This is a genomic window from Rhizobium vallis, from assembly GCF_003985155.1.
GTDB classification, from domain to species: Bacteria; Pseudomonadota; Alphaproteobacteria; order Rhizobiales; family Rhizobiaceae; genus Rhizobium; species Rhizobium vallis.
The window spans coordinates 93,615-111,043 of the sequence record NZ_ML133698.1 but is presented as its reverse complement, the minus strand read 5'-3'; the positions used below and the strand labels follow the sequence as shown (position 1 = coordinate 111,043).

General features: G+C 62.0%; 11 protein-coding genes. 5 read left to right on the top strand and 6 right to left on the bottom strand.

What is annotated here, in order from left to right:
- Positions 1-12 precede the first annotated feature (12 nt).
- A complete protein-coding gene (locus EFQ99_RS28600) occupies positions 13-480 on the bottom strand; it encodes an Lrp/AsnC family transcriptional regulator (protein ID WP_126924522.1) in 468 nt (155 codons plus the stop codon).
- Positions 481-633: 153 nt separating this feature from the next.
- Between EFQ99_RS28600 and EFQ99_RS28595 the strand changes: the two genes are divergently transcribed.
- The gene (locus EFQ99_RS28595) at positions 634-1,812 is read left to right on the top strand and encodes an amino acid aminotransferase (RefSeq protein ID WP_126924521.1); all 1,179 of its coding nucleotides are present in this window, start codon (positions 634-636) and stop codon (positions 1,810-1,812) included.
- A 25-nt stretch (positions 1,813-1,837) separates the two neighbouring features.
- The gene (locus EFQ99_RS28590) at positions 1,838-3,466 is read left to right on the top strand and encodes a thiamine pyrophosphate-dependent enzyme (protein WP_126924520.1); all 1,629 of its coding nucleotides are present in this window, start codon (positions 1,838-1,840) and stop codon (positions 3,464-3,466) included.
- 21 nt (positions 3,467-3,487) lie between these two features.
- Here EFQ99_RS28590 and glgB read toward each other — a convergent pair whose 3' ends face one another.
- The 3 genes from glgB to EFQ99_RS28575 are packed head-to-tail and all read right to left on the bottom strand — an operon-like array spanning position 3,488 to position 12,198.
- Positions 3,488-5,692, bottom strand: coding sequence for a 1,4-alpha-glucan branching protein GlgB (glgB, locus tag EFQ99_RS28585; protein WP_126924519.1), 2,205 nt, complete (start codon positions 5,690-5,692; stop codon positions 3,488-3,490).
- Positions 5,689-8,970 carry a maltose alpha-D-glucosyltransferase gene (gene treS, locus EFQ99_RS28580; protein WP_126924518.1) on the bottom strand — a complete coding sequence of 1,094 codons (3,282 nt, stop codon included), beginning with the start codon at positions 8,968-8,970 and terminating at the stop codon, positions 5,689-5,691. Before treS ends, glgB begins: the two co-directional genes overlap by 4 nt.
- Positions 8,971-12,198: an alpha-1,4-glucan--maltose-1-phosphate maltosyltransferase gene (locus EFQ99_RS28575; protein ID WP_126924517.1), complete on the bottom strand. Its 3,228-nt coding sequence runs from the start codon at positions 12,196-12,198 to the stop codon at positions 8,971-8,973. It lies immediately after the preceding gene.
- 204 nt (positions 12,199-12,402) lie between these two features.
- Here EFQ99_RS28575 and EFQ99_RS28570 point away from each other — a divergent pair, with 204 nt between their 5' ends.
- The 3 genes from EFQ99_RS28570 to EFQ99_RS28560 all read left to right on the top strand — a co-directional run bounded on the left by EFQ99_RS28570 (position 12,403) and on the right by EFQ99_RS28560 (position 14,512).
- Positions 12,403-12,765 carry a hypothetical protein gene (locus tag EFQ99_RS28570; RefSeq protein WP_126924516.1) on the top strand — a complete coding sequence of 121 codons (363 nt, stop codon included), beginning with the start codon at positions 12,403-12,405 and terminating at the stop codon, positions 12,763-12,765.
- A 67-nt stretch (positions 12,766-12,832) separates the two neighbouring features.
- The gene (locus EFQ99_RS28565) at positions 12,833-13,714 is read left to right on the top strand and encodes an MBL fold metallo-hydrolase (protein ID WP_126924515.1); all 882 of its coding nucleotides are present in this window, start codon (positions 12,833-12,835) and stop codon (positions 13,712-13,714) included.
- 24 nt (positions 13,715-13,738) lie between these two features.
- Positions 13,739-14,512, top strand: a complete 774-nt coding sequence (locus EFQ99_RS28560) for a phosphotransferase enzyme family protein (RefSeq protein WP_126924514.1) — start codon at positions 13,739-13,741, stop codon at positions 14,510-14,512.
- Here EFQ99_RS28560 and EFQ99_RS28555 read toward each other — a convergent pair whose 3' ends face one another.
- Together EFQ99_RS28555 and EFQ99_RS28550 are read right to left on the bottom strand one after the other, a co-directional pair.
- Complete coding sequence (locus EFQ99_RS28555; protein WP_126910297.1) at positions 14,513-15,559, bottom strand: magnesium and cobalt transport protein CorA; 1,047 nt, start codon at positions 15,557-15,559, stop codon at positions 14,513-14,515.
- 282 nt (positions 15,560-15,841) lie between these two features.
- Entirely contained in the window at positions 15,842-17,287 is a 1,446-nt protein-coding gene (locus EFQ99_RS28550) for an adenylate/guanylate cyclase domain-containing protein (RefSeq protein WP_126924513.1), read from the bottom strand.
- Positions 17,288-17,429 lie beyond the last annotated feature (142 nt).

The following is a 17,429-nucleotide window of genomic DNA, read 5'->3' as shown; positions in this document are numbered from 1 at the left end:
CCAGAGCCGCTTTCAGGTGACGATCTGCAGCGGCAAAGCGGTGGTCTTTTTCAGTGTCCTGAGAACGATGCTCGATTTGACCAATGCCAGATTGTCGGTGACGCGGATCATTCTTTCGAGAAACTGGCTGAGATGTTCGAGGTCGCGCGTCATCACCTTCATCAGAAAATCGGCGTCGCCGGTCTGCGAATAACACTCCAGAATCTCCGGCGCGGTCTCGATGAAGCGATGAAGGTTCTCGTTTCCGCCTTCGGTATGCGCTCTCAAACTGACAAGCGTATGGGCAACGACCGTGAAACCCAGTTTTGCGGGGTTGAGGATGGCGACGACACTCTGGATATATTGCTCGCTGCGCAGCCTTTCCAAACGACGTGCGCATTGGGTCGCGGAGAGATTGACCTTCTGAGACAGTTCGCTCTGCGTCAGCTCGCTGTTTTGCTGGAGGGCGGCAAGCAGTTTGATATCGAACGGGTCAAGCATGACCACCCCCTTCATGACGGTGAATTTCTGCACATCGTAACCATTTCACGCAGATTGTCTGCACCGCCATGTCAGCGGAGGAGGAAAATCGCAGAAATTCGGCGTGAAACTTCAGTTAATCTCCGACGCAGGATAGAGGAAACGAGGTGACTTGTGTTTAACGAACTGAACAACCGGGCAGCCGACAGCCTGCTTGCACTCATCAAGGCGTTTCAGGCTGACGAGCGCTCGGGAAAGATCGACCTCGGCGTCGGGGTCTATCGTGACGCCATGGGGCGCACGCCTGTTATGCGCGCCGTCAAGGCAGCCGAACAGTTTCTCCTCGAGAACCAGGACAGCAAGAAATACCTCGGCCCGGAAGGCGACCTGCAATTCGTGCGCCTGCTTGAGCCGATCATTTTCGGAAAATCGCCGGCCTTCGGTTCACGCCTCGTCGGCATCCAGACCCCGGGCGGCAGCGGCGCGCTGCGTCTCGGCGCCGAACTCATCCAGACGGCCAATCCATCAGCGACCGTTCTGTTGGGGTCGCCGAGCTGGCCCAACCATGCGCCGATCTTCGCCTCGGCGCGTCTGCCGGTCAAGCAATACGCCTTCGTCGATCTTGCGTCACAGCAGGTGACATTCGAAAGCGTCATCGCTGCCCTGTCTTCCGCTGTGGAAGGCGACGTGGTGCTGCTGCATGGTTGTTGCCACAACCCCACCGGCATCGATTTCACCATGGAGCAGTGGCGAGAGATTACCGATCTCCTCGTTGCGCATCGGCTCGTGCCCTTCATCGATCTTGCCTATCAGGGGCTGGGCGACGGGCTTGAACAGGATGCCGCACCGACGCGCATGGTCCTGGAAGCGGTTGACGAGGCGCTGATCGCCTATTCCTGCGACAAGAATTTCGGCCTCTATCGCGAGCGCGTCGGCGCCCTCTATGTCATGGCCCGCAATGGGGATGACCTCAGGAAGGCCGAAAGCAATATGGCGGCACTTGCCCGTGTGAACTGGTCGATGCCGCCCGATCATGGCGCTGCCATCGTCCGGACCATTCTCGAGAGCCCCGAGATGACGGCAATGTGGCGCGCCGAGCTCGAAGAAATGTGCCAGCGCGTCAACGGTAATCGTGCCGCACTCGCCGCCGCTGCACCCGAGTTGGCCTTCATCAGCCGGCAACGTGGCCTGTTTTCCAATCTCTCCATGCCCAAGGAAACGGCGGTCGCGCTCAGGGCAAACCACGGCATCTACATGGCGGATTCCGGGCGCATGAACCTTGCCGGCATGCAGCCGGCAGATGCCGGCGCCATCGTCGCAGCGCTCCGGGCCGAAGGCTGCCTGAGATCATAACCGACCGCACCATTGGAGCCTCCGAATGAGCAGGAAAGAAACGACCGGCCAGGCGATCACCCGTTCGCTTGTCGCCCATGGGATCGACACGGTCTTCGGCATCCCCGGCGCCCACATGTATGATTTCAACGACGCGCTTTACGGCGCCGGCGATAAGATCCGGTTCATTCATACAAGGCACGAACAGGGTGCGGGCTACATGGCCTACGGCTATGCCAAATCCACTGGCCGGATCGGCGCCTATACCGTCGTGCCCGGCCCCGGCGTTCTCAATTCCGGCGCGGCGCTCTGCACCGCCTACGGCGCCAACGCGCCGGTGCTTTGCATTACCGGCAACATCATGTCTCACCTGATCGGTCAGGGCAGAGGACAGTTGCATGAGCTGCCGGATCAGCTCGCCACCATGCGCGGGATCACCAAGACGGCCGAACGCATCGATCACCAGTCTGAAACCGGCCCCGTTATATCAGGGGTCATCGGCAAGATGCTCTCCGGCCGTGGGGGCCCGGGAGCGGTCGAAGCGCCGTGGGACGTGTTTGGACGATCCGGCCCCGAGGTCGATCTTCCCGTCGGGGTGCGGGCACCTCATCCGGCCGTGAACTCCGACGAGATCGCCGCCGCGGCAGCGCTGATATCGGGCGCCGGGAATCCGATGATCATGGTCGGCGGTGGCGCAGCAGACGCGGGAGCCGAGATCGCCGCTCTTGCCGAACTCCTGCAAGCGCCTGTGACGTCCCATCGCTCCGGCAAGGGTATCGTCGCCGACGACCATCCGAACTACCTGAATTTCGTCGCCGCCTATGAATATTGGAAGAAGGTGGACGTGCTGATCGGGATCGGCAGCCGGCTTGAGTTGCAGTTCATGCGGTGGAAGTGGCTGCCCAAAGGGCTCAAGATCATCCGCATCGACATCGATCCCACAGAGATGGTCCGCCTCAAGCCCGATGTCGGCGTCGTCGCGGATGCGCGGGACGGAACGCAGGCGCTGATCGATGCGCTTGAAGGGTCCGGCCGCGAGGACCGCACGCGCGAATTCGCCGAGTTCAACGAAGAGGCCCGGTCTCGTTTCCAGGCGGTGCAGCCGCAGCTTGCCTATCTCGATGCCATCCGGCAAATCCTGCCGAGGGACGGTTTCTTCGTCGAGGAAATCAGCCAGATGGGCTTTACCGCGCGCTTCGGATTCCCGGTCTACGGCCCTCGCCAGTATGTGACATGCGGCTATCAGGACAATCTCGGTTTCGGCTTCAACACGGCGCTCGGTGTGAAAATCGCCAATCCCGACAAAGCGGTCATCTCGGTTTCCGGCGATGGCGGCTTCCTGTTCGGCGTCCAGGAACTTGCCACATCAGTCCAGCACAAGATCAATGTCGTCGCCATCGTCTTCAACAATTCCGCCTACGGCAACGTGCTGCGCGACCAGAAGCAGACCTATAAGGGCCGCACTCTCGGTTCGGATCTGACCAATCCCGATTTTGTCGCCCTTGGCGAAAGCTTCGGCGTCCGATCCTTCAAGGCGACGAGTCCCGGCAAATTGAGAGACATATTGGAGAAAGCGCTCTCACTCGATGAGCCTGTCCTCATCGAGGTTCCGATCGAAAAAGGCTCCGAGGCAAGCCCCTGGCCTTTCATTCATCCGGCCCCGCACGCCGAATGATCGCAAGGGCCGGCGGCTTCTTCACGGCGACGGTCCCTTGAGAAAGATCGTCGCCAGCGGCGGCAGCGTCAGCGACAGGGAGAACGGCCTGCCATGCGCGGGCACGGGTTCGCTCGATACTGCGCCGTTGACGAGGCCTGAGCCGCCATATTCCAGCGCATCCGTCGTGATCTTCTCGATCCACACCCCTTCCTCAGGCACGCCGATCCTGTAGCCGTAACGCGGCACAGGGGTGAAATTCGAGACGACGAGCACCGACGAGGAACGGTCAGGGCCATAACGCAGCATGCCGAGAACGGAATTGACGGCGTCATCAGCGACCGCCCATTCGAAGCCCTCGGGATGGAAATCGCCGAACTGCAGGGCCGGTTCCTCTCCGTAAAAGCCGTTCAGGTCCTTGAGCAGTCGCTGAAGCCCCGCATGCGCCGGCCGGTCCAGCACGTCCCAGGTGACCGACGCATCATGGTTCCACTCGCCCGGCTGGGCGATTTCGCCGCCCATGAACATCAGCTTCTTGCCGGGATGGCCCCACATGAAGCCAAGATAGCTGCGCAGATTGGCAAATTTCTGCCACTCGTCGCCCGGCATCTTGGTGAGAAGCGAGCCCTTTCCATAGACGACCTCATCATGGGAAATCGGCAGAATGAAGCGCTCGGAATAGGCATAGAGCATGCCGAAGGTCATCGTACCATGATGATGGCTGCGGTGGACCGGATCCTTCTCGATGTAGCTCAGGCTGTCGTGCATCCAGCCCATGTTCCATTTGATGTCGAAGCCGAGGCCGCCCTCTTCCGGCGGCTTGGTGACGCCAGGCCAGGCGGTCGATTCCTCGGCGATGACAATCGCATGCGGGCAGCGCTCATGAATGATGCTGTTGAGGTGCTTGAAGAATTCCACCGCTTCCAGATTTTCGCGGCCGCCATATTGGTTGGGAATCCATTCGCCTTCGTCGCGGCTGTAGTCGCGGTAGAGCATCGAGGCGACGGCATCGACGCGCAATCCGTCGACATGGTAGCGCTCCAGCCATTCGAGCGCGCTGGCGATCAGGAAGCCCTTCACCTCGTTGCGGCCGAGATTGTAGATCAGCGTGTTCCAGTCGCGGTGAAAGCCCTCGCGCGGATCTTCATGTTCATAGAGCGCGCTGCCGTCAAAGCGGGCAAGCCCCCAGACATCTGTGGGGAAATGGGCTGGCACCCAGTCCAGGATGACGCCGATCCCGGCGCCATGGCAGCGATCGACGAAATAGGCGAAATCCTCGGGCGTGCCATAGCGGCCGGTCGGGGCGAAGAGGCCGAGCGGCTGGTATCCCCAGGAGCCGCCGAACGGATGCTCCATGATCGGCAGCAGCTCGATATGGGTAAAGCCCATGTCGCTGGCATAGGGAACGAGCCGTTGGCTGAGCTCGACCCAGTCGAGCGATCGCCCGCCATTCTCGCGCAGCCAGGAGCCGGCATGCACCTCATAGACTGACATCGCGCCCTCCAGCCTGTCGTGCCGGGGCCGGTGCTTCATCCAGCCGTCATCACTCCATCGAAACGGCGTCGACGATGCGACGATCGAGGCTGTGGACGGGGCGGCTTCGCTCGCTCTCGCCACCGGATCGGCCTTCTGCGGCAGGCAGGTCCCCTGCGCGTCGACGATTTCGAACTTGTACCTCTCGCCGGGCGCGAGCCTCGGAATGAACAGTTCCCAGACGCCCGCCTGCTGTCTCAGCCGCATCGGATTTCGCCGCCCGTCCCAGGCATTGAAATCGCCGACGACCGAGACGCGGCGCGCATTCGGCGCCCAGACGGCAAAACGAACACCCGTGACGCCGTCGATCGACATCGCGACCGCGCCGAGCGTCCGGCTCAGGCTGTAGTGGGTGCCCTCGGATATCAGATGGAGGTCGAGTTCTCCGAGCAGGAGGCCGAAACTATAGGGGTCTTCGGTGATCTGTTCGGCATCCGGCCATTTGATCCGCAGCCGGTATCCCGTCCGCGAAGCCGCCGCCGCCGCAAACAGGCCGGCGGGATGTGCGATACTGAAAGGCGTCACCACCCTGCCGCTCGCCGCCTCGATAAGATCGACCGCTTCGGCGCCCGGCAGGTAGACGCGCACAACCGTCATGCCGCCGACTTTATGCTGACCGAGGATCGAGGAAGGATCGCCATGGCGTCCCTCGATCAGGGCCTGGAGCGCATCCTGCCCGATGCCTGAGAGAAGGTCCGTGCGCTCGACGTTCATGTCTTGCCCCCCGTCAGGCGCGACAGGATTTCGGTCAGGCCGGAAAGCGGGATCGGCAGCCATTTCGGCCGGTTGCGAGCCTCATAGGCAATCTCGTAAGCGGCCTTTTCGAGAAGAAAGGCGTCGAGCACCCTCTGTCGCTGATCGGTTGGCATGGCAAGCTCCTTCGATGCCGAGACCGCCTGCCAATAGGCACCGAGAAACGCTTCCTCGGCATTGCGCCCGAAGCGGGCGATGGCGTCGCGGCGGACTTCGTTTTCGTGTTCGGTGACCGCGTCGTTTTCGAGCTGGGCAGTGGCGACGAGATAGCTCAGCGACCTCAGAAGCCCGGCGACGTCGCGTAGGGGAACGGTCTTCGCCCGGCGCTCGGCGAGGTTCTTTGCAGGCTCGCCCTCGAAATCGATGATGACGGCATCGCCTTCGCTGACCAGGATCTGGCCGAGATGGAAATCGCCATGGGTGCGCGTCATCAGCGCGCCGCGGGCGCTTTCCGCCAGCCTTGCGGCGAGCTCGACCAGCTCGGCGCGGCGCTCAAGGAGGGGCGCAGCCAGCAGGTCGACCGCGGAATCGGCGTTTTCCTCTCGTTCTGTTAGTTTCGACATCGCATAGGCCATCTCGCCCGCCGCCGACCTCTTAATCGCATCAACCTCACCGTCGCCAGCAACGACAGGGCTGAAAGCCTCGTCGGCGTTCTCCCCGGCGAGCACGACATGCAATTCGCCCAATCTGAGGCCGACCATCCCCACGAAGCTGATCAGCGACCGGAAAACGTCGTCGCCCGGCTCGACGGCCGGGTCGTTCAGCACGAGTTCGTCGGCGCCGCGGCGCAGGTTGTTCAGCATCCAGTTCCAGGCGTCACCCTGGTTGCGGACCGCGCCCTGGACGATGATCAAGGTCGAGCGGCGCCCGCTGGAATCGGTGTGCGCGACCTCGCCAAGCAGCGGCGCGGTGTGGTCGTAACCGGCATGAGTCAGAAACCGCGTCATCTCGACCTCGGGATGAATGCCGGGAAAGATGTGCCGGATCAGCTTGATCATCGCAACGTCGCCGACGATCAGCGAACTGTTGGATTGCTCTGCCGAGAGCCAATGGACCGGCATGTCGTCGGTCACCTGCATGCGGTCGAGCCGCTCGGTGCCGAGAAATTCGAGGGTGCCGGTGCGTCCGGTGATGCGCGAGCGGTCCGCAAGCCCGCGCAGGATGCCGCGGGCCATCCGCTCCACGGCAAATCCATCCGTCAGGAAGCCGACCCGCCTGCCCTGGCGAACCCGCCCGAGCGCCAGCTGCTGGATCAGCGCCGACGGCTGCGCATCGTCCCAGGCGACCGTCAATGGCAGCTGGTAGGATTCGGTGTGATCGGGCAGCACCGCCTCCAGCTCGCCGAGAACGACGCCGTCGGCATAGGGGATCGGCGTTGCCGAGATCAGCCGCGCCGCCTGAAGCGGCTGGTCCTTCGCCCCGAACCATCGCCGCCTGGCGAGATAGGCGGGCAGGATTTCATTGCTGAGGACGCGCGCATGGCCGGGTTCGTCGACGAGATCGAGGAGGCCGCGGCGGATGACCATCGTCATGAGATCGGGAAGCTGCTCCGGCGGGGCAGTGCGCCATGCCGGCGGGTCGGCGTCAGCCGCAAGCTGGAACCAGAAGAAGCCGTAGGGCGGCAATGTCAGGAGATAGGTCAATTGCCCGATCGGCGGAAAGGGCGACATGCCGGTCAGTTCGATCGGCACGCGGCCCTCGAAGCTCGACAGGTCGAGTTCGACCGCTTGGGGCAGCCGCGACAGGTTTGCGACGCACATCAAGGTCTCGCCGTCATACTCCCTGAGATAGGCGAGGATCTTTCGGTTCTCGGGCGAGAGGAACCGCAGCGAACCGCGCCCGAAGGCCGGATGCCTGCCGCGCAGCGCCAGCATCTTGCGCGTCCAGTTGAGCAGCGAATGCGCGTCCGTGCTCTGCGCTTCGACATTGACCGCTTCGAAACCGTAGAGCGGATCGGCAATCAGCGGCAGGACAAGACGCGCCGGGTCGGTGCGGGAGAAGCCGCCATTGCGGTCGGGCGACCATTGCATCGGCGTTCTCACCCCGTCCCGGTCGCCGAGATAGATGTTGTCGCCCATGCCGATCTCGTCGCCGTAATAGATGACGGGCGTTCCCGGCATCGAGAGCAGAAGCGCGTTCATCAGCTCGATGCGCCGGCGGTCGCGCTCCATCAGCGGCGCCAGGCGCCGCCTGATGCCGAGATTGATGCGGGCGCGCTTGTCGGACGCATAGGTCTCCCAGAGATAATCCCGCTCGGCGTCGGTCACCATTTCCAGCGTCAACTCGTCGTGATTGCGCAGGAAGATCGCCCACTGGCAATTCTCAGGGATTTCAGGCGTCTGGCGCAGGATGTCGGTGATCGGGAACCGGTCTTCCTTGGCAATCGCCATGTACATGCGCGGCATCAGCGGGAAGTGGAAGGCCATGTGGCACTCGTCGCCGTCACCGAAATATTCGCGCGTATCCTCGGGCCACTGATTGGCTTCGGCCAGCAACATGACGCCGGGATGGGTGGCATCGAGGGCGGCGCGGATACGCTTCAAGATGACGTGGGTTTCCGACAGGTTTTCGTTGATCGTTCCCTCGCGCTCGACGAGATAGGGGATGGCATCAAGGCGAAAACCGTCAATGCCGGTTTCCAGCCAGAAGCGCATCACCTTCAGCAGCTCCTCCATGACGAGGGGACTGTCAAAATTGAGATCCGGCTGATGCGAATAGAAGCGATGCCAGTAATAGGCGCCGGCGACCGCATCCCACGTCCAGTTGGATTTTTCCGTGTCGAGGAAGATGATGCGCGTTTCCGGGAATTTCTGATCACTGTCCGACCAGACATAGAAATCCCGTTCCGGCGACCCCGCCGGCGCCTCTCGCGCACGCTGGAACCAGGGATGCTGATCGGAGGTGTGATTGATGACGAGCTCGATGATGACGCGGATATTGCGCTGGTGGGCGGCCTCGACGAAGGCGCGGAAATCCTCCACCGTCCCGTAATCCGGGCTGACATTGCCGTAGTCGGCGATATCGTAACCGTCGTCGCGGCGCGGTGAGGGAAAGAAAGGCAGGAGCCAGATGGCGTTGACGCCGAGGGCCGCGACGTGGTCGAGCTTCTGATGCAGGCCGGCAAAATCGCCGACCCCATCGCCATTGCCGTCGTAGAACGACTTGATGTGCAGCTGGTAGATGATCGCATCCTTGTACCAGAGCGGCTGCTCAGTATTACCGAGGTTCAACGTGTCCATTCATGCCTCCGCTGCGCGAACGCGCCAGATCGCAAAAGGCAGGATCTGAGGGTTGAGACTGACGCTCTGCCTTTTGCCGGTCCATTTGAAACGATGCCCGCCGACCAGATCCTCGGCATCGAGCGCGCCGCCCTCCCCAAGCGACCAGCGCCAGAGCGGCAGTTCCACGTCGCTTTGCTGGAAATGATGGGGGTCGAGGCTGATCGCGATCAGCAGAACATTGTCGCGGGCCCGGCTCGCCTTCTCGAAGAACAGGATGTTGTCATTCCCCGCATTCAGCAGCGTCAGCCCGAGATGCGAGTGCAGCGCAGGATTTTCGTTGCGGATGCGGTTGAGCATCCTGATTTCGGCGATGATGTTGCCCGGGCGGTCGTAATCCCAGGCGCGGATCTCGTATTTCTCGCTGTCGGCATATTCCTTGCGCTTGGCATCGGGACGGCCCTCGCAAAGCTCGAAGCCGTTATAGACGCCCCACAGACCCGAAAGCGTGGCGGCAAGGGCCGCGCGGATCAGGAAGGCCGGGCGCGGCGCGTTCTGCAGAAAATCCGGATTGATGTCGTGGGTGTTGACGAAGAAATGCGGCCGGAAGAATTCCTTCGGCGCGGTCTCCGTCAGTTCCCGCATATATTGCTCAAGCTCCCACTTGGCATTGCGCCAGGTGAAGTAGGTATAGGACTGGGAGAAACCGATCTTCGCCAGCCGGTACATGACCTTCGGCTTGGTGAAGGCTTCCGAGAGGAAGACAACGTCGGGATGGCGCGCCCTGATATCGCCGATCAGCCATTCCCAGAACGGGAAGGGCTTGGTGTGCGGATTGTCGACGCGAAAGAGCTTGACGCCTTGGTCGACCCAGAGCTGGATGACATCCCTCAGCTCCACCCACAACGACGGCAGCGCGTCTTTCGTATAGAAATCGACGTTGACGATATCCTCGTATTTCTTCGGCGGGTTCTCGGCATATTTGATCGTGCCGTCGGGACGCCAGTCGAACCAGCCGGGATGTTCTTTCAGCCACGGGTGATCCGGCGAGGCCTGGATGGCAACGTCGAGCGCGATCTCCAGCCCATGCCGGCCCGCCTCCTCGACCAGCCGGCGGAAATCCTCGAAATCGCCGAGTTCGGGATGGATGGCATCATGGCCGCCCTCCTCGGAACCGATGGCATAGGGGCTTCCGGGATCGCCGGGTGCTGCTTTCAGGCTGTTGTTACGCCCTTTCCGGTTGGTCGAGCCAATCGGATGAATGGGCGGGAAGTAGAGCACGTCGAAGCCCATGTCGCGGATGGCAGACAGCCTGGGGATGACGTCGTCGAAGGTGCCGTGCCGATCGGGATCACCGCTCTGCGAGCGCGGGAAGATCTGGTACCAGCTGGCAAAGGCCGCCGCCTTGCGCTCGGCATCCACCGCACTTGTCGAGGAGCGAAGCCGAAATGGCCGCCTGTCGGCCTTGTTCATCAGCTGGGATGTTGTGGGATCGAGCAGGATCGCCGTCCGCTCGGAATCGGGAGCGTTTTCCAGACGGCCGATGAGCGCCTGCAGCTCGGCGCCGAGCGCCGCCGGCGCCTCGGCCTTCGCGGCGCGGACGAGCTTCAATCCCTCCTGAAGCTCCAGCTTCAGGTCCAATCGAGCGTCGTTCTTCTTGGTCAGCTCGTAGCGGAAGACCGCGAATGGGTTCTTCCATGCTTCGACCGCGAACTCGTAGCGCCCGATGCGTTCCAGGAGAAATTCGGCGCGCCAGCGGTCATTCTCGACCGGCTGCATCTCCGTCTCGCTCCACTCCCCCATGGCATCGAGCGGCCGCCAGAGCAGGACTGCTGCGATCGGGTCGTGGCCGTCGGAGAATATATCCGCTTCGACGGCGACGGTATCGCCGACCACCCGTTTGACCGGAAAGCGTCCATCATCGACCCGCGGCATGATGTTTTCGATGGCAAGCCGCGGCGAGGCAATCGCCTGCGCAGCATCGTGGGCGGAGCGGGATATGATCGGCGCCGGCGCCCTGCCTTCGAGTATCAGCGTCTCCCCTGCCCGCAGCCGCAGGGTCGCGCCATCGGCAGTGACGGGCATAATACCGGAGGCCGCTTCGCGAAGCGCCGTCACCGGCGCCGGCGCGCTTCGCCTGAGGTCTCGGTTGAGCAGGATGAAGCGCACATTCGATGCACTGCCAAGATGCTCTCCCTCCGATTGCAGTAGCGCCGAAACCGGCCCATTGGCGTTGCGGATCAGGCTGAGCGATGGAGCGCTGTTGTGGCTGACTTTGCCGATCTCGATATTGGCGACGCGAATCTCGGAGGAGATATCGAAGGCGAGATCATGGCGCAGCTTCCGCAAGCCGGAGCCATCGCCATGGGTCGGATCAAGCGGTGTCGCCGCACCATATTCGAAGCCCATCGGAACCATCAGGCCGCCACCGAGCGAGGCGGCAAGGCGCAGCGCTCTCACGGCGCGCCGCTCGAGGATTTCCCGGCTTTCGGTTCCATGCGCGATGCGTCTGGCGAAGGGCGGCTCGGGAAAGGCGACCTGCCAGCCGAGCGGTTCCTGGATGCGATGCTCCTCGATAAACCATCTCTCGTCGAGATCCCACCAGGCCATCGATGAAAAACATCCTGTGAAACCCGCATCCGCGATCGCACGCCTCACCGCGAAATCGGTGCCGGGCGTCCAGGCGAAGAACTGCGCCTGCGCCTTCTCGCGCACGGCCGCAATCAGCGATTTGAACAGCGCCGGCGACGCGCGATCGACCCCGAGCACCCGGTAACCCGAGAGGCCGAGGCCGGAGAGTTCCCGCAGCCGTTCAGCCCAATCCGTCAGCAATTGCGACCGGCGGTCCGAGCCCATCGCACTCATCGGTTCCGCCGGGTCCAGAGGCGAGCGCCTCGGGTCGACGGGACGAAAGCCCGCTTGCGGATCCCGGGCTTTGCCGTCGAGCATCACGTCCATCATCAAACCGACGCCGCTCTTGGCGGCGGCCTCGGCCAGCCGCGCCACCCCATCCTCGACCGCGCTTCCAAGCGACAGTTCGGGATCGAGACGATCGAAATCATGGGAGGCAAAGACGCTGCGCTCTCCGCCCCGGTCGAAAAGCGGCGCCGTCAGCACCTGTTCGAAACCGATCTCCGCAGCATGGTCGAAAACCTCACGCCATGCATCGATGCCTTGGAGAAGTAGCGGATTGACGTAATAGATCCGGGGTGGGGTGCTGAGCGCACCCTGGTTCGCAGAGAGTAACATCGGCCGCCACCTCGAGGTTGCTTTTCTGGCAAACTTCCTTTGGCGGTTGTTGTTCCACCGAATCTGCCAAATTGCGGCAGCGCGAAAATCGGCGTCGGATCAATGAAGGCGATCAAAGGCAGCCGGTGACACCGGGAGAGCTTGAGATTTCGTCCCGCATCTGGCTAATTTCCGCCTTCCTATTTGGCTGATGACGGCACACCAATGTTTCGACCGATCCTCTTTGCCGCAACCTTGTCTGGATGCGTAGCGTGCCTCGCCTCCTGGAGCATCGAGACAGATCGCTCCACGCCAGAAAAGCACGGCCTATTCGAAATCCGCGAAGAGGCCAGGCGCTTCATCACGCAGGAGAACGCCAAAGGGCGTGATCAATGGGACGTGCTGGAGCCCAACGCGAAGGTGCTGGTTCCCCGCTGTGCGGTGCCCCTCCAGGCACAATGGACGCCAAAGAGCCTCGGACGCTCGCGACCCAGCGTCACGGTGATATGTGCGGACGCGGTGCCGAACACCGTGATGAAAGATTGGGATGTGTTCGTACCGGTGCGACAGAAACCTCGGCGCTCTTAAAGACAGCGCCAGAACAAGATTTGATGTACTGGATAAGATCATTGCGGTTGAAACGGAGGCACCGGACGTGAATCCATCGGTGGAATTGTGCTCCTATCCCGGACTTGACGAGCGGATCGTGATCATCAGGGCGGGGGACGAAGTGGATGCCGTGTTTGTCCGAACCGACAGATTCAATGTCCTGATCGATACGCTCGGCACGCCGGAACAATGCAAGACGGCGCTCGATCTGCTTGGGGAAGAGGCAGAGGCGCGGCCATTGATCGTCGTCAATTCGCACATGGATTGGGATCACTTCTGGGGCAACGCCGCCATTGCTGGGCGCCCCCCGATCATCGCGCATGCCGCGGCACTCGACCGCCTGCGTGATCCCTCCACGCAGCAGGTCCTGAAAGACAAGGCGAGCCAGGAATCCCGGTTTGGCAATGTCGAACTCATCGGCCCCGACATCACCTTCTCCGGCTCGATGGTTCTGAACGGCGGCGATCTGACGCTGGAACTCATCCATACGCCGGGGCACACGCCCGACCATATCGCCGTCTGGATTCCTGAGCTTCGCATCTGCCTGGCCGTCGATGCGGTGGAATCGCCCATCCCCGAAGTCTGGAGCAGAGGTGCCGATGATCTTCGGCTGATCCGTTCGTCGTTGACGCGGATCCGCGACCTCGATGCGAGACTGGTCATCCCGGCGCACGGCAGGACATCTTCGCCTTCGACGGTGGATGAGAATCTCGCCTATTTCGAAGCGTTGGCCGATCGTGTCGGCCTCTTGAACGAAAGCCGGCTGGCCGATCCGCAACTTGGGAACTCAAGCGGATTCCGGCTCGAAGACTTCGTCACCATCCCCGACGGGATGCCTGCAGATGTCGCGACCTTCTACCGGAACTGCCATGAGACGAACCTTGGCGCGACGGTTCAGGCCCGTATCGAACAGCTGAAATCCGCATAGAGACCACACGCGGGAGGCCATGGCGTGAAACTGTTGGAGGGCGGGCGAACCGGGCAGATCTGGCGCAACGGCGATACCGTCGTCAGGCCGGCGGGCGCATGGACGCCGACCGTCCACCGGTTCTTGCGCCATCTCGGGAGCAGAGGTTTTCGCGGAGCCCCGGAACCGATCGAGATATCGGGGGAAGGCCAGGACGTCGTCAGCTACGTCGCCGGGCGGGTCTGCGAAAACCTCGGCGACCCGTCTGTCGGCTCGGAACGCATGCTGATGTCCGCGGCCAGGCTTCTGCGCGATTTTCATTCGGCATCTGAAGGTTTTCTGGAATCGGATGGCGAAGCCCAGACATGGATGCTGCCGCCGCGGGAGCCGCGTGAGATCATCTGCCACGGAGATTTTGCGCCTTACAACGTCCCTGCGGCAGATAACGAGGCTATCGGGATCATCGATTTCGACACCGCCCATCCCGCGCCGCGCCTGTGGGATCTCGCCTATGCGGTCTATCGCTGGGCGCCGCTCTCCGATCCCGTCCATCCCGGGGTGGCATTCGGCCTCGACGAACAGCTGCGGCGGGCGGAAATCTTCTGCACCGCCTATGGCGCAACCGCGGAAGAGCGGCGCGACCTGCCCGAGATGATCTGCAGACGGCTCCAGGCCCTCGTCGATTTCATGCTGGCAAGTGCTGCAGCCGGAGACGAGACCTTCGCGGAGGACGTCGATGCCGGAGACGCCCGTCTCTATCTCAACGACATTAGCTACATCGGCAAGCACCGGGACCGGCTGCTGGGTGCCCTGTGCTGATTAGAGCCACTTCCTCCGGCGGAAAAAGCCGAAAAGGCCGAGGCACAGCACGGCGATGACGCCGAGCACGACGAAATAGCCGTACTGGAATTTCAGCTCCGGCATGTCGCTGAAATTCATGCCGTAGATGCCGGCGATCGCGGTGGGAACAGCAAGGATCGCCGCCCAGGCGGCAAGCTTGCGGGCAATCGCCGTCTGCTCCGTCTGGCCGATCATCACGCTAGCCTCGAAGGCGAAGGCAAGCACCTCGCGCAGCGCATCGATATCTTCCTGAACCCGGCGCACGTGATCGGTCACATCGCGAAACAGAGACTGGAGCGTCGGATCCATGCCGGGAAGATCGATGTGTTCGTATCGCCGGCAGACGTCGACGAGCGGCACGACGGCGTTGCGCAGCCGTAGGAGCTTGCGCCGCAACAGGTAGAGCCGCTCGATGTCGGACTTCCCCAGCTGTTCGCGCAGCACCAGGTCCTCGAGCTTCTCGACTTCCTCCTGCACCACCTCGATGACGGGCATGTAGTTGTCGACGATGAAATCGAGGATCGAATAGAGGATGTAGTTCTCGCCGTGGGCAAGGGCGGCGGGCGTCGCCTCGCATCGCTGCCTCACCGCCAGATAGGAGGAGGATTCTCCGTGGCGAACGGAAACGACATAACCGCGACCGACGAAGAGATGCGTTTCGCCGAAGACGATTTCGTCGTCCTTCATGTGGGCGGTCCGGGCGACGATGAACATCGCCTCACCATAAATCTCCAGCTTCGGGCGCTGGTGGGGCTGCGCCGCGTCCTCGATCGCCAGCGGATGGAGATTGAACTCGGCCTGGATCTGGTGCAGCAGCATTTCATCCGGTTCGTGCAGACCGATCCAGACGACAGCGTTCTCCCGGTTTCGCCATTCGCCCGCCTCCTCAATCCTGATGTCGCGAATGCGCTGCCCACGCTCGTAAACGGCGGCAGCTACGACACCGGGCCGTTGTTCAGACCGAGGCGACGCCGAAGCGCTGCCCTCCCGTGCGGGAACACTCTCCAGATCCTTCAGCCGTTCCAAATCCGCCATCCTCCCTATTCCCGGGATCGCACATTCGCGGCTCCCGGAAGCACATCCGCGATCGACGCCGGCCGGGCGTTGCGTCGATCATAATGCCATTTCGTAAAACATTCACCCGTCTCGGCGTCAGCGTAGAGGCGGCACGCAACACCGTCGACTTCATCGGCATAATCTCATCGCGGCAGACCGATCGGGGGCCTTCGCCGCTAACGAAACGGCCGCAGCGCCATCTGGTCCGATCACGGACCTGCGACACAGCTTTCGGAGCGCAAAGGCACTCTATCAGCCACGAGTGATCCTATAGACAGACGCATTGCCTTCAACGCCCCGGAGCGGCGCTTCGAACTCCACGACTGTTTGTCCCGACAAAAGCTGCCGCACTCCTGGCGCCATATAGAGCGCTTCAGAGATGCAGAGTTCCCCGGCATCGGCCAGGGACTGCACACGTGCCGCAACATTCACCGTCTGGCCAAAATAATCGAGATTTTCGTTCAGCGTAACGGCGATCGAAGCGCCGCAATGGGCGCCAAGCTTGAGGATGATACCCGGCTCGCCATGCTCGATGTTGAAGCGCTCGATTTCGTCCAGAATCTTCAACGCTGCCGCAACCGCATCCGCCGGCCGAGAGAACGCCGCCATCACGGCGTCACCGATCGTCTTGACGACGGCGCCACTATGCTGTTGCGTCGTCAATTCCAGCAAGGCGAAATGCTCTCGCACCAGAGCATAGGCATTGAGATCGCCAAGCTTTTCGTAAAGCGCGGTAGAACCCTTCAGGTCGGTGAACAAGAACGTCACCTGGCGTATGCCAAGCCCTTCGCGTTCATCGACACGCTCCGATCGGAACAGCCGCCGGAATGTTTGTCGCGCGATCAGCATTCCGCCGGAAATATATGGCTCGAATTCCAGCGTTGGCTTATTCGGCAGCGCCACGATCTCGGGCGGCCAGTTGATCAGCATCAGCGAGCCGCGAACGGCTCCGCTGTTGTCGACTTCGACAACACAGCGGCCCGGCGACACGACCGCTCGGTCGGGCGCGAAGCGCTGTCCGTCATAGCGAACCCGCAGCACCGCAGGATCCGGCCCCGGCTCACCGGCGATCTCCACCATGAAGGCAGCCTGCGTCTGGACATTGACCCCGGCCAAAACGCCAGGCCCCAACTCTATCGGCAGCCTGACCGTCGTCCCACTCGGCAGATAGGAGAGGCTGCATACAAAGCCGCGCAGCATATCGACAAACCGCACCGGCTGGCCCGGCAGCTTGCCATCGCCGGCAAACCGCAGCTTCCAATGAAAGTCCTCAACCGACAGAGAACTCGGATCGTGAAATGAAAGACGCCGGAGGCTCGGCGAGGCGGAAAACGTCACCTCGATGAAATCGTCGAGGTCGGTTTCGCCCGATACGTCGCAGAGGCCGCAAACATAATGGGTTTTCAGCGTCCTTAGCGAGCCAAAACTATCCAGCACCATTCCGGACTGAGGGCAGAGCACGTCCCAATGCATCTCAAACAGGCCGCAGCGCGCGGCGTGGAGGAAAAGGTCGATGCACTCGCCGTCGCCGATCGCACGGTCACGGGCAAAAGCGAGCGGGTTGACCCGGTAGAGCGACATATCCTCGCTGCTGCGGATCAATGCCTCAAACTTGGAAATCACACGTGGGCTCCAGGATCGAGCCTGCTCGATCTCGGTCATCTTTCGCTCGAGGAGGCCATCATCGATACCGCTCATGGTATCCACCCCACCCGCTGATGCAGCGATATCGACCTTCCGCAGGTCAAATCCTCGGCCGTCATTTCTTGCCGGGCATCGTTTTGATGCTACTTCATCCATATTCCTGCAGCAAGTCGCGGCACATGGGAGGTTGGTCAGC

What these genes read in the sequence shown, in the direction of transcription:
- glgB (WP_126924519.1), bottom strand. Translation starts at nt 5,692, where the DNA reads ATGAACGTCGAGCGCACGGACCTTCTCTCAGGCATCGGGCAGGATGCG.
- EFQ99_RS28590 (WP_126924520.1), top strand. Translation starts at nt 1,838, where the DNA reads ATGAGCAGGAAAGAAACGACCGGCCAGGCGATCACCCGTTCGCTTGTC.
- EFQ99_RS28575 (WP_126924517.1), bottom strand. Translation starts at nt 12,198, where the DNA reads ATGTTACTCTCTGCGAACCAGGGTGCGCTCAGCACCCCACCCCGGATC.
- EFQ99_RS28600 (WP_126924522.1), bottom strand. Translation starts at nt 480, where the DNA reads ATGCTTGACCCGTTCGATATCAAACTGCTTGCCGCCCTCCAGCAAAAC.
- treS (WP_126924518.1), bottom strand. Translation starts at nt 8,970, where the DNA reads ATGGACACGTTGAACCTCGGTAATACTGAGCAGCCGCTCTGGTACAAG.
- EFQ99_RS28550 (WP_126924513.1), bottom strand. Translation starts at nt 17,287, where the DNA reads ATGAGCGGTATCGATGATGGCCTCCTCGAGCGAAAGATGACCGAGATC.
- EFQ99_RS28570 (WP_126924516.1), top strand. Translation starts at nt 12,403, where the DNA reads ATGTTTCGACCGATCCTCTTTGCCGCAACCTTGTCTGGATGCGTAGCG.